Origin of the sequence: Paenibacillus sp. p3-SID867 (genome assembly GCF_025142895.1) — a bacterium.
Lineage (GTDB): Bacteria > Bacillota > Bacilli > Paenibacillales > Paenibacillaceae > Paenibacillus_AQ.
This window is the reverse complement of record NZ_JAMBDM010000005.1, coordinates 108,352-123,874: the sequence shown is the minus strand read 5'-3', so window position 1 is coordinate 123,874 and position 15,523 is coordinate 108,352. Positions and strand designations below refer to the sequence as shown.

Sequence of the window (15,523 nt, the reverse complement as noted above, 5' to 3'; positions counted from 1 at the left end):
TTACATTTATGAAAGGGTTTACAAAAAACAAATCGGGAACGAAGGGAGAATCATATGCACAAGAGCATGCTGAGTAAGACGGCTGCGACAGGGATAGCCGCAGTTTTAATGGTGGGAGGTTTAGGCGCTTCAGGCCAAGGTCCTGCAGTGAGCGGTCCTGAGGTATACGCGCAGGAGGCGCAGGTGAAAAAGGGGGAGAAAGCGCCTATATTCCGAGAGGCATCCGTCCATGATCCGTCCGTCATCAAGACAGGGGATACATACTATGTGTTCGGTTCTCATCTGGCCGCCGCCAAATCGAAGGATCTGATGAGCTGGGACATGGTGGCGTCGGGGGTCTCGAATGGCAACCCGCTGATTCCGAACGTGAGGGAGGAATTGAAAGAAACGCTGGAATGGGCGCAGAGCGATACCTTGTGGGCAGCCGATGTGATTCAGCTTGCCGACGACAAATTCTATATGTACTACAATGCTTGCAAAGGGGATTCCCCCCGCTCGGCTATGGGCGTCGCGGTAGCTGATCAGATCGAAGGCCCGTATAAGGACACCGGCATTATTCTGAAATCCGGCATGTGGGGCGAGATCAGTGAGGATGGAACCGTCTATGATGCAACGAAGCACCCGAATGTGGTGGATCCGGATGTGTTCTTTGATAAGAACGGCAAGCTGTGGATGGTATACGGCTCCTATTCCGGCGGGATTTTTATAATGGAGCTGGATCCGAAGACCGGAAAACCGCTGCCTGGGCAGGGATACGGCAAGAAGTTGCTCGGCGGCAATCACAGCCGGATTGAAGGGCCGTACATGCTCTACAACCCGACCACGGACTATTACTACCTGTATCTGTCGTACGGGGGATTGGATGCGGTTGGGGGCTACAATATGCGGGTTGTCCGTTCCAAAAATCCGGACGGTCCTTTCTTCGATGCGGAGGGCAACGATATGAGAGAGGTGAAGGCCGATCCTTCCCTTCCGATCTTTGATGACCGATCGATTGAGCCGTATGGCGTGAAACTGATGGGGAACTACTTGTTCAAGCGCTTGATCGGCGATCCGGGAACGGGGATCGGCACCGGGGCCGTATCGCCGGGCCATAATTCCGTCTATTATGATGAACAGAGCGGAAGAACATTCCTTATCTTTCACAGCCGCTTTCCGCAGCGGGGGGAAGAGCATGAAATCCGGGTGCATGAATTGTATATGAACCAGGACGGCTGGCCGGTAGCGGCTCCATATCGCTATGCGGGTGAGGAAGCCAACGAAGCCAAGAAAATTACGCCGAATGATGCAGCCGGAGACTACAAGCTGATTCAACACGGGAAAGATATTTCGTCCGTTATTAAAGAATCGATGCCGATTGAGCTTCATAAGAACGGTAAAGTGACAGGCGGAGCATCCGGGACATGGAAGATCAGCGGCAAGCGGGATGTGCTGCTTACTCTGGATGGAAAGAGTTATAAAGGCGTACTGACTCAGCAGTGGGACCCGGAAGGGAAGCGGAAGGCGATGACCTTTACGGCTCTCTCGGCCGATGGCACCGCTGTGTGGGGCGCACGTCAGCTTGATCGAAGCGACAAGGAAATCGTGGATGCCGTGCAGAAGGACTTGTCCCTCGGGGATGTGAGCGGGGTTTTCTACGATCTTGATCTGCCGTCAGAGGCTTCCGGCGGTGCGGTTATTCGCTGGAGTTCCTCTCATTCCCAGGTCGTATCAGCGGAAGGGAAGGTCCAACGTCCTGCTGCTGGGGCCGGGGACGCGAAGGTTACGCTAACCGCTCAGATTACGAAAGGCAAAGCGAAGACTTCCAAGACCTTTGACGTGACCGTGTTGCAGCAGTCAGCAGGGCCGCTGCTGCTGAATTACCCATTCAGTGAGAATGAGGGCGGCTCGGTAATAGACAACTCGGATAATGGATTTCATGGCAAGGTCCTTGGAGGAGTTAAGTGGAATGAGAAGAGCCGGCAGGGAGGCGGAATGGACTTTGGCGGCTCGGACGGCTATATTGAACTGCCGAACCGGGTTGCGGATACAGAGGACTTTACCTTTGCTGCTTGGGTATATTGGAAGGGTGGAGCACCGTGGCAGAGAGTGCTGGACGTGGGGAACGGACTTGCCAGGCATATGTTTCTGACACCATCCCAGCATTCGGGCGTTCTTCAATTCACGCTGCATGGCAGCATGGGAGATCAGAGTCTCTTGGCAAAGACGCCACTGCCGAGCAATGAATGGACGCATGTTGCGGTCACGCTGCAAGGGGATGCCGGTAAGCTGTACGTGAACGGTCAAGTCGTAGCATCCGGTGATCATATGAAGCTAAATCCAAATGAACTGCTGGCAACGGAAGCTTATTTAGGTAAAAGCCGGTTTGCGGCCGACCCTTATTTTAACGGGAGCTTGGATGAGGTGCGGATTTACAATGTGGCGCTAACCGACAGTGAAATCAAGAAGCTGGCGGAATGACTTAGCAGCTGACCTGAGGATATCCCTTGCTCTGACCGTTCATAAATAAAGAAAAGGGATGGGATGAGCCCAAAATATAGGGCGCAGTATAAAATAATGCGTGATATATGAATCCTGTTGTAAAACAAAGACGGCCCTTCTAAAAGGGCCGTCTTTGAGGCGTTTATATCAATACTGTTGAATTATTTTACCGCGTATCCGACCGATTCGCCTTCGACCAAGGTGACGTAGATGCGTTCATTCTCAACGGTTTCCCCGGCGATCAGCTTGATCAGTTGTTCGGCTGCGAGGGCCCCCCACTTGCGTTTGGAGTAATCGATCGTTGCCAAGCGCGGCTGCATATAGCGGGTCAGCTCGATATTATCAAAGCCGATCAGATGAATCTGCTCGCCAATCATCAGAGAAGAAGTTTCGGTTATCTGGTTGTAAAGTCCGATCGCCATTTCATCATTTAGGCAGAACACGGCTACCGGATGCTTATACTCCTCAATGATTCGTTTAGCCGCTTTTTCACCGCCGCTTTTTTTGAAATCTCCCTCGATTTCGACCCACTCGATGTTATCTACCCGGTCTTGTGCCTGTTTAATGGCCTTCATCCGCTGCATGGAGTCGAAGGATCCGGGCGGACCGGTAACGATATAAATCTTTTGATGCTTGCGTTCGATCAAATATTCCATGGCCAACGTGGCGCCTGCTTTATTGTCCAGGAGCACCTGGTTAATGTTTTTATGATCGAGCTCTCGGTCCAGAACGACTATTTTGTGATTACGGTCCGCATATTCTAGCAGCTCCTCGCTTTCGAAGGCCTGATCCAGAATAATGGCACCGTCAATCATTCGTTCGGGAAGCATCCGGTGGGACTGCTTGCCGCTGCATACAATCAGATCATATCCTTGAGCGTTGGCTACTTCCTTCATCCCGTCTAGAAGATCTCCGTACACATCTCCTTTGAAATCGGTCAGAAAGACGCCTATAATTTTGGACTCTCGCTTTTTTAGCGTTCTGGCCGCCGCATTCGGCGTATAGTTCAGCTCCTGGGCAATGGCCAAAATACGAGAGCTCGTCTCATCCGTTACTTTGCTGCTGCCGTTAAGGGCATAAGATACGGTCGATATCGAAACACCGGCTTTTTTTGCGATATCCTTTATACTTACCAATTTCCTCGCTCCTCCGCTCGTAAACCAATCCCTACTGGGAACTTATTCTTGGGTGCTATAGTCATGGCGCTATGTCGTTTGGGCGGGATTCGCATGCAGATTACATGAAAATCTCAACCCTGTTATGTTCCTGGATCATCTCTTCAAAATGCTGTCTTGAAACCCGCAGGCCGCCTTTACGGTAAGGATTGGCCATTCGCTCTGCCGCCAGCTCGCTGCCGTTCATCACGATGCGGCTGACGGAATTACCTGTAACGTGGTAGACAAAAGTTACCGGGGCTCCGGCGAACTCATAATCGAAATGGAGGCCATCCATGCTGGCAGGCATGACCGGATCCAATATGAGGTCTCCGCGGTCCTGACGGATGCCGAGGGCATTGGAGATCAGCTGATTCATGTAGATTCCCGGTCCGCTGGAATAAATACGCCAGCCGCCTTTAACCTCCACTTTTCCGCTGCGCAGATCCTCGAAATGCTCTTGGGCCTCGTAACGGGTATTGAACTTGCCGTCAGAGCTGCTGAAATAAGCATTGCTTTGGCGGATCGCCGCATTCGGCACGACCTCCTGAATCCCGACAGGATTGATCGTTTCAAGTCCTTTCCATACATCCTCTCCATGTCCAAGCTTAGCCATGGCCTCAATGTAGCGAATGTGGGCATGTACGTACTGCAGGCCCACCTCACGCCCGAAGTTTGCGGCCTGCTCCGCCCGTTTGAAATGCGTGCTTACGCCGCCTTCATAGGAGGCCGGGCGGTTCATCAGGCGTACGCCGTCAGGGAACAGCAGGGTGCTCTGAATGAGCTCGTAATGGGCACGGGCTTGCTCCGGCTCAAGCAGCTCGGCAATCATGCTGCGTGTCATTGGAAGCAGCCGGTACTGGATGCCGGTATCCTGGTCTTCCGGATGCAGCATCAATTTAGGGCGGTCGGGATCCTCCAGATAGAGGAATCCAGGGATAACATCATTGTTCAGCATGTACCGCTTGAAATCCTGCCCGATGTTCGATGCGATTTCAGATAATGCGTCCGCCAGCTCCTGATCAAACGATTGCAGAGCCGAAGAAAGCTGCCTCATCGTCTGATACGTGAGGGCTACGGTCCAGCTGCTGACCATGAACTGCTTCAGCTGCGCGTTAGCGGGCTGAAGGGTGTCGTCCCAATCCCCATCCCCGTAGGAGGAGAGATGCGTATCATGCAGGAAGTGGCTGCGTATATAGTCAATTTCTTTTTTGGCATGCTCCAGAATAGATGCCTTATTCTCTGTAAACTGGAAGGAGTGCTTAAGGGTATAAGGCACCTTCTCCTCCAAAATACTAAAGTCCTGTGTCACTGTTAAATAATCGCTCAGTACTTTCAGCGGCCACACAATGATATCCCCGTGGCTTTCTTCCTGCTGTATGGCGAAATAGCGGTCGAACATAAACCACTGCGGCCAGTTTCCGTCATCTTCGTATTGATGACAGTATACCATTTTGAGAATATCCCTTACTTGTTCATATTTCTGCGTGGCCATAAAATACTCGACAGGTCCCTGGCAGACGTCCCGTGTTCCCCAAGCCGCACCGCCGTACTGCTCCAAACCATGGGGGGAGGAATAGTGGACGAACATGTTATGGGTATACCACCAGGCAAGTGCGTTCACCTTGAACAGCTCGTCGCTGCCGTCTTCAGAACGCGAGAGATGAAAGCCATTCATGACACGGCGGTAGAACTCTCGGTAACGAATAATTTCTTCTGAAGCGCTGCGCGGCAGGTTGGCGATACGCTCACCTTCCAGAAGGCCCTGCATCGTAAGCGTCCAATCGCTTGAGCCGTCCAGGCGGAGGGTGACGAGGGAGGAAGAGCCCGGTGTTATGCCGTCGGCCATAACGGTTTCATCTCCAACGGTTACCTTTGCACCATCGATCCATAGGCGATATTTCAGTTCCGGGTAAGCCCCGGCGGATACCGGATTCGTATCGCCGTGGAACGTAAGCACTCCGGCTTCCTCCGTCATGCGTACCGGTGTTTCGTATTCATTCACGTTCATGGTCACATGATTGGTAACCAGGTAATTGTACGGAATTCCGCTTTCCGATTGGACATGCAGGCGCACCTCGGGTGCATCCAGCAGCGTGTAGTTCGTGATGATCAGCATGTCATCCTCAGTTTTATAGTACCAACGGACATAATTGAAGCCCATTTCGAACATGGACGGCATGGTCAGCAGCCGATACGTTCCGTCCTTCTCCACATAAATCCGCTGTCCCGCTGTTTTTGGTACATTAAGTGCGCTGCGTGCATTGCTCATCATTTTATTCATGTTGGTGTTGCCAACGACGACATGAGAGTTGAAGATGCCGTACATGAAGGAGGTGGTCGCCATGACTTTGGCGCCAAGCTTCAGGTTGTCTCCGCTCAGAAGAATGTGCCCATGCGGTCGTTCTGCAAGCATTTCCTTGTGCTTCATGACAATATGCTCATAAGTGTCTGTAAAGAAAGCCAGCAGACTGCCGTCTTTTCGCTCCTCTTGGTGTCTTGCATTCTGCGGAAAACGCACGTTTATTTCCTCTTCCGACAACTCGAGTGTTTCAAGCGGCTTTCCAATGGACGGTTTGAGTCGAACGGGAGGGAGGGGGTTCAGGCTTATAGCTTGTGCTCTGTTTTCATAGGTATGCCAAGCTTGTTTAACCTCTTCCAAATATTCAAGCTCTTCTACAGCCGCAGGATGATCCCCTTTAAAGAGGCCGTAAAATACAAAGCGTTCCTCTCCGTCCAGCGTCTTTTGTTCGGACTGGAGTCCGATATACGCAAATTCATATTGATAAACCTCAGAGGCTAACTGTTCCTGGCTCAGGCAGACCGGCGTATTGGTCGCTTTGTACGGCAGGCCGAAGAACTGAAAGCCGTCCGTGGAAAAGCTTGAGGCGCCCGTGAGGGATCCCTGCTGAAGATAAGGGAAGGCTCCGGCCTGCGGCTGGTTCTGACGGGAGCATACCACATAACCCAGCTCCCTGTTCTCGAAGACGCGGTGGTCGATATATTGGGAAAGATAAGATTCGTTGCTGCGTACCGCTCCGGCATCGGCAATGCCGATATCCTGCCCATAAATCATGTCGATGACGGTCCCTTGTCCGCGAGTCTGGACGTCCCAGAACCAGATCCCGTTTGGATGAAGAAGGAAAGAAACCTTATATTCAACGGATTCAGCAGTGCCTTCCCAAACGATAGCTCCATCCGCCGTACTAACCTTGCTGCGGGAATGGATGCCGAGCAGCGGATAAGAGGTGATGCCGGACTCACTGTGAATCCGCAAATATATATTGTTCATCGAACCGTCCAGTGGACTTGCAACCAGTTGGTTGATCATTGTTCTGCCGCTTACGGCTTGATATAAATCACCGCTTTGCCAAAAGGTAAAGCGGTGGTTACCCGCGTGAATGTTTATCTGTTCTTGTGTAATGGTTGTCATAGGGTAGATCACTCCTCCTATCCCGGCAATAACCGCTCGATCCGGGCGGCTACTGCCAAGGCAGCTATGCTGTAGTTTGAAATATGAAAGTAAAGGAACAGGTTATATAAGCTTAAAGGCAGCTTGGAGCGTATCCCGGCTGTTAGGGCCGATAAACAATTGGAAGCTCCCGGGATCACTTGTAAAGCGGAGATCGCTGTGGTGGTACCGGAGCATGTCCTCGCTGATGGAAAACTCGACCATTTTGGTTTCACCCGGCTGAAGCTCCAGCCGTTGGAATCCCTTTAGCTCCCGCAGCGGTCGAACGACTTCGCCCGTTATATCCCGAATATACAGCTGAACGGTTTCGATACCCGTTCTTGTACCCGTATTGGTTACCTCAACGCTTGCGGTTAGGTGCTGTTCTGCCGTCATTTCACTGCCGGAGATGTGAAGCCCACCATATTCAAAGCAGGTATAAGATAGACCGTATCCGAATGGCAGCAGGGGCTCGTTAGGATTGTCTATATATTTGGATACATAGCGTTCGCCGGTTTTGGATGGATCCATCGGACGGCCTGTATTAAAGGCGTTGTAATAGACGGGAATCTGTCCGGCTGAATGCGGGAATGACATCGTAAGTCTTCCGGATGGATTGGCACGTCCGATTAATAGATCAGCAATGGCGGCCCCGCCTTCGCTGCCCGGGAACCAGGCCTCAAGCACGGCATCCGCTTCGTCGAAAACACCGTGCAGATCCAGCGGGCGGCCGTTAAAGATGACAGCGGCAATCGGCTTGCCCAGCTTCTTCAGGTGCTTAACCAGCTCGAGCTGCACCTCTGGCAGGGTGATATCTGTGCGAGAGCCGCCTTCACCGCTCATAGCGGACTCCTCACCCAGGGCGAGAACGATGACATCTGCTTCGCGGGCAGCTTCCAATGCTTTTTCCAGCTGCTCTGCAGTCATCGTATCAAAGCCGCATCCGGACGCCGTAGTAAGGTTGCCGCTCACGCGCTCCCGCATGGCAGTTCCGAGCTGAACCGCATCCTCCTTGGCGCCGACACAGGACCACCATCCGAGGATGTCTTCATGGTCCGCAAACGGACCGATCAAGGCAATGCTGGAATCGGGCTGCAGCGGAAGAACGCCGTTATTCTTGAGAAGAACGCTGGATTTGACAGCGAGATCGTAGGCGGCACGCCGATGCTCATCGCAGAAAAGCACCTCGCGCTCACGTTCCGGATCTGCGCCGCGGAACGGATTCTCAAACAACCCAAGCTTATTTTTCAACTGGAGAATACGAAGAACTGCTTCATCAATCAACGATTCGTCGATTCGCCCGCTCTCGATCAGCTGCGGCAGATGCTGGACATAACAGGGGGTCATCATTTCAATGTCGACGCCTGCGCGCATGGCCCGGTAGGCTGCTTCACAGTCATCCTCTGCGGCCCCGTGAGCAATCATTTCCCGGATGGAAGCCCAGTCGGAGATGAGAATGCCCTCAAAGCCCCATTCGTCCCGCAAAATACCGCGCATCAGCTTTTCATTGCCGGAAGCCGGTATACCGTCAACGGTATTGAAGGAGGCCATCACCATCTCACAGCCTTCATCCAGAGCGGCTTTATAAGCTGGAAGGTAATACTCGCGCAGTTGTCTCTCTGACATGTCCACTGTGTTATAATCACGGCCGCCCTCCGCGGCGCCGTATGCAGCAAAGTGCTTGACGCAAGCAGCGAGGCGTTCGTTATCCTCTGCAAGCTCGCTTCCCTGATATCCGCGCACGAAAGCTCTGGCGAACAAGCTGTTCAGATACGGATCTTCACCTGTCGTTTCCATGACTCTTCCCCAGCGCGGATCGCGTACCAGGTCAACCATCGGCGCGAACGTGACATGAATGCCGGAGACGGCGGATTCCCGGGCGGCGATCTCCGCGCTTTTCTCGGCTAGTTCAAGATCCCAGGAACAGCCGATCGCAAGCGGGATGGGGAAGATGGTCTTAAAGCCGTGGACTACATCCGCCATGAACAAGAGCGGTATCCCGAGACGGCTTCTTTTCATATAGTCCTGCTGTAATGCTATGATCGAAGCTGCCCCTGAAAGGCCGAGTACCGAGCCGCTGGCCCGGACCATCTCTCCGGTAATTCCCATTTCCTCCATAGGGCCTGTAATTTGACTTTGATCTTCTGTGCCTTCATGAAGATTTGCGGTAAGCTGCAGCAATTGAGATATTTTCTCTTCGAGCGTCATCTTCGTTAGAAGGTCGATAATTTGCTTCTGGTCCATGTAATTCCCTCCACTTTTTTATATATAAGAGAACAGATTGGCTGAAGACGGACGAACGGATATATCCTTCTCCTTTCTCAGGAGCCTGTACAACATAGGATCGTGCTCAGTTGTGCAAGCTCCTCATTCAGAAGAATGAAGGACGGCAGAAGTGAAGAACCCGGCTGCATCTTAAATCCTGCACACCGGGTTCAATGACTTGTACCGCTGGCGAATGCCTCAGGCCAACTCTATGAAGCTGTTTGTTTTACTTCTTTAGGTTGTTAAGTTCATCCAATACAGGTTGTACAAGAGACTGCTTGCTTTCAACCCATTTTTTCCAGTTCGCTTCCAAGTCTCCTTCTTGGAGGATCAGGTTGGTGTACTCGTCTGCATAAGCGAAAGTTGCCTGATTTTTGGCTTTGGAATCATAGAGCTGAACATCCCATTCATACAGGGCCAGCTTTCCGCCTTCCTTGCCCAGCTTCGCTTTGTTCTGGTAATGCTTGATTGCCGTATCGCGGTATTCCTGCTTGATTGCCGGGTTAATCATGCTGAAGTCGTCGCCCAGCAGGTAGAGACCTTCAAAACGGCCAGGGTATTTATCTTCCAGCGAGGTTCCTTCAGGAAGCAGACTGATCAGCTCTTTGGTATCTCCGTACTTCCAGTCTTTTCCCTCGAAGCCCATGTTCAGCGTCATTTGTCCTTCTGTAGTTGTGGAATACTCCAGAAGGTCCATGATGCGTTCAAATTTGGCTTCGCTGATGTCTGGCGAGAAGATCAGTGCCGACCAGAAGTTAACCTGCTCCAGGTTACGGTATTTCCCGTCATCACCAAGTACGATAGCGGTGTGAACAACTTCATCGCTGTTCAGGTTCAGGTTCTTTTTCATGTCTTTATCCACATCGTTACGGTAGGAGGCCAAACCGCCGAGACTCATAACAGCAGCCGTGCCGTTAACCCGGAAGTTGTTGCTGCCTTCGCTGTTTTTCCATGTGTAGTATTCAGGATTGAGAAGGCCTTCCTTGTAGGCTTTCTGCATCAGCTTCAAACCGGTAAGCGTCTCAGGATCGGCAGGACCCCAGTGGTATTTGCCGTCTTCGCCTTTATAGAAAGCGGACTCGACACGGGAGTGCTCGCTGTTTGGCATCATGATGTTGGTCAGGACATCGTCGGCGTTGTAGGAAATCGGAACAAGCTTGGATCCGACTTTGCCCGGGTCTTTTTCTTTAACCAGACGTGCGTACTCCATAATTTCACTTGTTGTATAAACGTCCTTGATTTCAAAGTTGACTGCTTTCGCCCAGTCACTGCGGATTGCAATAACACCAATCTGGTTGGTGAGCGGGTCTGCAGGCTTGTTCTCGTAATAAACGGGTCTAGGCAAAAGATACGTTCCGCCGGTCAGCTCTTCCAGCTTATCGCCGAGACCTGTCAGTTTGTAAGCCGCCGCCACGTTTGGCCAGCGTTCCTTCCAGTCATCTGGGAATTTGTACAGAAGGCCTTGATCAATGTAATTCATAGCATCGCCGTGAACATAGTTCCAGGTAGCTACATCGGGCAAATCGCCAGAGTTGATCCAGAGTCTAAGCTTCTCGCCCCAGGAATCCCATTCGATAAAGTTGTAATCCCACTCGATGTTGTACTTGTCCATCCAGAACTTGTGGAACTCGTTGTCCATCGCGCCGTCTTTGAGCGTAACGGTGCTGGCTACTGAAATCTTCAGCTTTTCTTTGTAATTGCCATTCTCGTCTTTCTCGTTGCCGCCAGAAGATTCCTTGCTCGAGCACGCCGTCACCATGATCATGCTCAGACAGAGCAGCATGGTAAGAATGGATTTTGCCGACAGCTTTTTGTTCGTTTTCATGTTTTACCCCCATGAATAATCAGATTTTTGTTGAAAAAAATCTATGCATCAATCAGGTCTTGATAGCCCCTGTTAATACCCCTTTGGCAAAATGTTTCTGAAGCACCGGGAAGAAGCACATAATCGGCACCATGGTGACGAATACGGCCGCCATTTTCATACCTGTCGAGAAATTGGCCTTTCCTACGGAATCCACGCTGGCAGCATTGGATGCATTGGTCTGCGATTCCACGATGATGGTCCGGAGCACGTTCTGCAGCGGAAGCTGGTCGGCCTTTCGGAGGAAGATCATCGCGTCATACCAGCTGTTCCAGTAAGCAACGCCGTAAAACAGCGTGATGGTGGCTATGATCGGAGCGGCCAGCGGAAGAACGACCGAGAACAGGATTTTCCATTCCCCGGCACCGTCAAGCCGTGCGGATTCCATAAGGGACTCCGGCAGGCCCTGGAAATAGTTCATCATCAGGATCATATTAAAGGCACTGAAGCTGCCAGCCAGGATAACGGACCAGAGTGTTCCGGTTAAATGCAGTGATTTCATGATGAGATAGAGCGGTACGATACCGCCGTTGAATATCATGGTGAACAACACCAGCATAAAGATCAGCTTTTTGCCGGGAAATTTATTACGGCTGAGTGCGTACGCCATCGTCACGGTTAAAAACAAACTGAGCGGCAATCCCACAATCAGAAGTTTGAAGGTGTTCCAGTAACCGGTCAGGATGCTTCCGTCAGCGAACAATGCCTTGTAATTTTCGAGCGTGGGGTTCATGGGCAGCATCATAAGCGGGTTGTCCGCGTATTCCTTAGGCGTAGCGAACGAGATCATGATGACGTTCCAGAACGGTATCAAAATCAGCAAGGCAAGTACCAACAGAACGGTGAACAGAATGTAGTCAAGCGGCGTCATTCTTTTCTTGTTTTTGCGCGTTTTCCGCGCTTTCGGTTGTGAAGCTATCGTGCTCATTCCTTTTCCACTCCTTTCTTAACGGAATAAACCGTCTCCGCCCATTTTTTTAGCAACCCTGTCCGCAAGCAGGAGGAGAATCATGTTGACGAGCGATCTGAACAAGCTGACCGCTGTGGAGAACGAGAAGTCCGTTGACGACTGGAAGGTAATCCGGTAGATGTAAACGTCGAGTACTTCCGATACGTTCTTGGTTGCGGCGTTGGCCAAGTTGAAGATTTGGTCAAATCCGGAGGACATCAGTCCGCCCACCGACAGGATGAACATAATCGTAACCGTCGGCATAATGTTGGGCAGCGTAATTCGGAACATCTGCTGCATTCTTGTGGCTCCGTCGATCTGAGCCGATTCGTACTGATCCTGGTCAATACCGGAGATGGCAGCCAGATAGACGATGGCACCCCAGCCGGCGGACTTCCAGATATCCGTCATCAGTATCATCGGAATGAACGTGCCTTCGGACCCCAGGAAGTTAATGGTCGGCAGTCCCAGCAGCGCCAGGGTGCTGTTCACAAGCCCGTCATAAGACAGAACGTTGATGACAATCCCGGATACGATAATCCATGACAGGAAGTGTGGGAACGTAAGCACCGTCTGGAATGCTTTTTTCATTCGTCCCATCCGAAGCTCATTGAGCATGAGTGCAAGTATAATCGGGACCGGAAAGGTGATGGCAAGCTTGATGATATTGATGTAAAGTGTGCGCCATACGGCGTCGATAAAGGTCGGGTCCCGGAACACGTATTTAAAATTCTCGAAACCGACCCACGGGCTACCCCAGATACCCATGTTGGCTTTATAATCCTTAAATGCAAGGGACAGGCCGCCCATCGGCAGGTAAGCAAATAACAACAGCCATATCAGTCCGGGAAGAAGCAGGGTATAGATCATTCGGTGTTTTTTAATTTCGGACAGAAGTTTATTAAACTTCGAACGTTCGGTCGGTTTTTTGTCAGGCCCTAAGGCTGCAGGTTTCAAGTGGCATCTCCTCACTCTTCTTGGGTCTTGTCGTTAAAAAGAAAATCAAAGGCTGTCTCTAGGTGCTCTTCCCAGAACCGCCATTCATGTGCTCCTGGTCCTTCTACATAGCGAAAGTCGGATCCGGTTTGCCGCATATATGCTGCGAATTCCCTGTTCATTCCGATAAAGGGATCCTCGGTTCCGCAGCAGCAGAGGATGGGAGGGAGCTTGCCGGTCTCTTCCAGTCGTTGTCTTGCCAATGCGTAGAGATCCTGGCTAGGCTGGATTTCCAGCTCCGGACCGAATACGGCCTGCATTTCCTTGAGCATACCGGGAGGCATGTCCATATCATGGATTCGCTGCCGAATATCGGTTACACCGGATAACGAAACGGCCTTTGCGTATCGGCCCGGATAAGTGAACGCGCATTTAAGCGCTCCGTATCCGCCCATGGACAAACCGGCGACAAAGGTTCGGGACGGGTCCGTATTCAATTGAAACAGCCGGCTGCAGAACTCCGGAAGCTCCTTGGTAATGTAATAAAAATAGTTAAGCCCATACGTCATATCAGTATAATAGCTTCGGTTTGCCTCCGGCATGATGACTGTGCAGTTGTATTTGTGTGCGTATAGCTCAACGGTAGTCAGGCGTTGCCAAGTGCTTGCGTTATCGCCTGCTCCATGAAGAAGGTAGAGCGTGTTTTCCGGCGGCTTGCCTGAGTCAACGGGTGATACGACATGGATGCTTGTCGTCATGCATAAGGTAGGCGACCCGGTCTCTATCGTGATATGCGCCATATGTAACCCCTTTCATTATCGTGTGATTTAGGTAAGGTGGCTCAGGTATCTATTGACCGATTATTTCGATATAAAAACCGAGACTGCTGAAGATTCCTGTCAGTTCAGTAACTGAAGAAGATAAAACGTTATATTTAGTTTTATGAAAGCGATTAATCGAATCGTTTCGATAACATCATAATTCCACTCCATATCTTCTGTCAATATAGTATTTCGAAAAAATGGTTTTCTGTGTCAAATTATGTCGAGTGGGCCTGTTTTTCTATTTTACCTCCCGTATTAGGTGGAATATGAGCGAGGAAAACGCTTCCAATGCATTGAGCTATATATATATTTCATTAGAACATATTTAGCTAAAGGGGTTATAAACTGTTGAAACGTTTCTATCGAAGTTGAAACATGTTATTCTGGAATTGGATATATGAATAAATAAAGCTGAAGACCTTTTCAGGACTGCGACCTATAGGCTGCAGTTAAAATGACTATCGGATAGGAGGTAAGTCCATGTCTAATCGATTATCCGGCTTTATTGATTACATTGCAGACAGAGGATTGCAGGTGCACTCAACCCGGGTACGTCAAAGCGGCCAGCTGTGGGGAAAGTTCGATTTAACGGAGGACAAGCGGCGTGTTCAACATTCCATCAGCAAATCCTTTACCTGTATGGCCGTTGGCCTGGCGATTGAGGAAGGTAAACTGACTCTGGGCAGCCGTCTGGGTGAATTTTTTAATAATAACACCTCGGTAAATGGCAACCTTGAGCCGTCTTTGGATCCCGGAAACATTACACTATATAATCTGCTTCGAATGTCCTCGGGACATGATTCGCCGCCGTTATGGGCAGATGAAAGAGCATCCTTGAAGGAGAAGGATTGGGCTAAGTACTATATGTCTCTGCCGCTTGACCGGAAGCCTGGTGACATTTTTACATACAGCAGTGGCGATACGTTTATGATCTCGGCTATGCTTCAGGCAGCTACAGGCGAAACGGTTAGGGACTATCTGACTCCCCGCTTGTTTAAGCCCCTGGGTATAGAAAATATTAAGTGGGAGTCATCCCCGCTGGGTGTTACGCTGGGATGTGCAGGCTTATCCATCAGCAATGAGGAACTCAGCATCTTTGGCCAACTTCTTCTGCAGTATGGACTGTGGGAGGGGAAACAGATCGTACCTGAATCATGGATCCGATTTGTGACCGGCAAACAGATTGATACGAAGGGCAGTCCAGACTGGGCTCAGGGGTATGGCTGTCAGTTTTGGATGTGCACCCATGATGCCTATCGTGCTGACGGGGCATCCGGCCAGCTATGTATAATTCTACCTCGTAAAGACGCGGTCATCGCGGTGAACAGCCAGGAAGACCGAATGCAGGACATCATGGATGCTGTTTGGACGGAAATTTATCCGTTGTTGTAGAGGGTTACCATGAGATCCATATGAAGGGGATTCCAATGTCCATTGGACATTGGGTCCTTTTTTTGTTCCGATACCGTTGTTCCCTGAACGTGAGCAGGTGCCCCTAAAGGCTTTTTTTGGCATGGAGAACCTCTTTGATGAAGTGAAACATTCTGCATCTTGCCATTCCGATCATGGTCATAACGAAGTATCTCTGCAAGGGATTGG

At 50.8% G+C, this 15,523-nt stretch carries 9 protein-coding genes; 2 read left to right on the top strand and 7 right to left on the bottom strand.

Annotated elements, in window-relative coordinates; all coding sequences use genetic code 11:
- Positions 1-54 precede the first annotated feature (54 nt).
- Positions 55-2,460 (top strand): arabinan endo-1,5-alpha-L-arabinosidase AbnB, encoded by a 2,406-nt coding sequence (gene abnB / locus M4D81_RS12315; RefSeq protein ID WP_260066544.1) that lies wholly within the window; start codon positions 55-57, stop codon positions 2,458-2,460.
- A 182-nt stretch (positions 2,461-2,642) separates the two neighbouring features.
- Here the strand turns inward: abnB and M4D81_RS12310 are convergent, their stop codons facing one another.
- The 7 genes from M4D81_RS12310 to M4D81_RS12280 all read right to left on the bottom strand — a co-directional run bounded on the left by M4D81_RS12310 (position 2,643) and on the right by M4D81_RS12280 (position 13,900).
- Positions 2,643-3,617, bottom strand: a complete 975-nt coding sequence (locus M4D81_RS12310; protein WP_071222247.1) for a LacI family DNA-binding transcriptional regulator — start codon at positions 3,615-3,617, stop codon at positions 2,643-2,645.
- A gap of 100 nt (positions 3,618-3,717) precedes the next feature.
- On the bottom strand, positions 3,718-7,068 hold the full coding sequence (locus tag M4D81_RS12305; protein ID WP_260066543.1) for a GH36-type glycosyl hydrolase domain-containing protein: 3,351 nt from the start codon (positions 7,066-7,068) through the stop codon (positions 3,718-3,720).
- A gap of 102 nt (positions 7,069-7,170) precedes the next feature.
- On the bottom strand, positions 7,171-9,330 hold the full coding sequence (locus M4D81_RS12300; RefSeq protein WP_260066542.1) for a glycoside hydrolase family 3 N-terminal domain-containing protein: 2,160 nt from the start codon (positions 9,328-9,330) through the stop codon (positions 7,171-7,173).
- Positions 9,331-9,577: 247 nt separating this feature from the next.
- On the bottom strand, positions 9,578-11,176 hold the full coding sequence (locus M4D81_RS12295) for a type 2 periplasmic-binding domain-containing protein (RefSeq protein WP_260066541.1): 1,599 nt from the start codon (positions 11,174-11,176) through the stop codon (positions 9,578-9,580).
- A gap of 52 nt (positions 11,177-11,228) precedes the next feature.
- Complete coding sequence (locus M4D81_RS12290; protein ID WP_071222243.1) at positions 11,229-12,143, bottom strand: carbohydrate ABC transporter permease; 915 nt, start codon at positions 12,141-12,143, stop codon at positions 11,229-11,231.
- Between the two features lie 18 nt (positions 12,144-12,161).
- A complete protein-coding gene (locus M4D81_RS12285; RefSeq protein ID WP_260066539.1) occupies positions 12,162-13,121 on the bottom strand; it encodes an ABC transporter permease in 960 nt (319 codons plus the stop codon).
- 11 nt (positions 13,122-13,132) lie between these two features.
- Positions 13,133-13,900: an alpha/beta hydrolase gene (locus M4D81_RS12280; protein ID WP_260066538.1), complete on the bottom strand. Its 768-nt coding sequence runs from the start codon at positions 13,898-13,900 to the stop codon at positions 13,133-13,135.
- 504 nt (positions 13,901-14,404) lie between these two features.
- On the opposite strand from M4D81_RS12280, the gene M4D81_RS12275 reads away from it, so the two are divergent.
- Positions 14,405-15,316, top strand: a complete 912-nt coding sequence (locus M4D81_RS12275) for a serine hydrolase domain-containing protein (RefSeq protein WP_260066536.1) — start codon at positions 14,405-14,407, stop codon at positions 15,314-15,316.
- The last annotated feature ends 207 nt before the right edge of the window (positions 15,317-15,523 follow it).

Coding starts and splice junctions, on each gene's coding strand:
- abnB (WP_260066544.1), top strand. CDS start 55: ATGCACAAGAGCATGCTGAGTAAGACGGCTGCGACAGGGATAGCCGCA.
- M4D81_RS12305 (WP_260066543.1), bottom strand. CDS start 7,068: ATGACAACCATTACACAAGAACAGATAAACATTCACGCGGGTAACCAC.
- M4D81_RS12300 (WP_260066542.1), bottom strand. CDS start 9,330: ATGGACCAGAAGCAAATTATCGACCTTCTAACGAAGATGACGCTCGAA.
- M4D81_RS12295 (WP_260066541.1), bottom strand. CDS start 11,176: ATGAAAACGAACAAAAAGCTGTCGGCAAAATCCATTCTTACCATGCTG.
- M4D81_RS12290 (WP_071222243.1), bottom strand. CDS start 12,143: ATGAGCACGATAGCTTCACAACCGAAAGCGCGGAAAACGCGCAAAAAC.
- M4D81_RS12280 (WP_260066538.1), bottom strand. CDS start 13,900: ATGGCGCATATCACGATAGAGACCGGGTCGCCTACCTTATGCATGACG.
- M4D81_RS12275 (WP_260066536.1), top strand. CDS start 14,405: ATGTCTAATCGATTATCCGGCTTTATTGATTACATTGCAGACAGAGGA.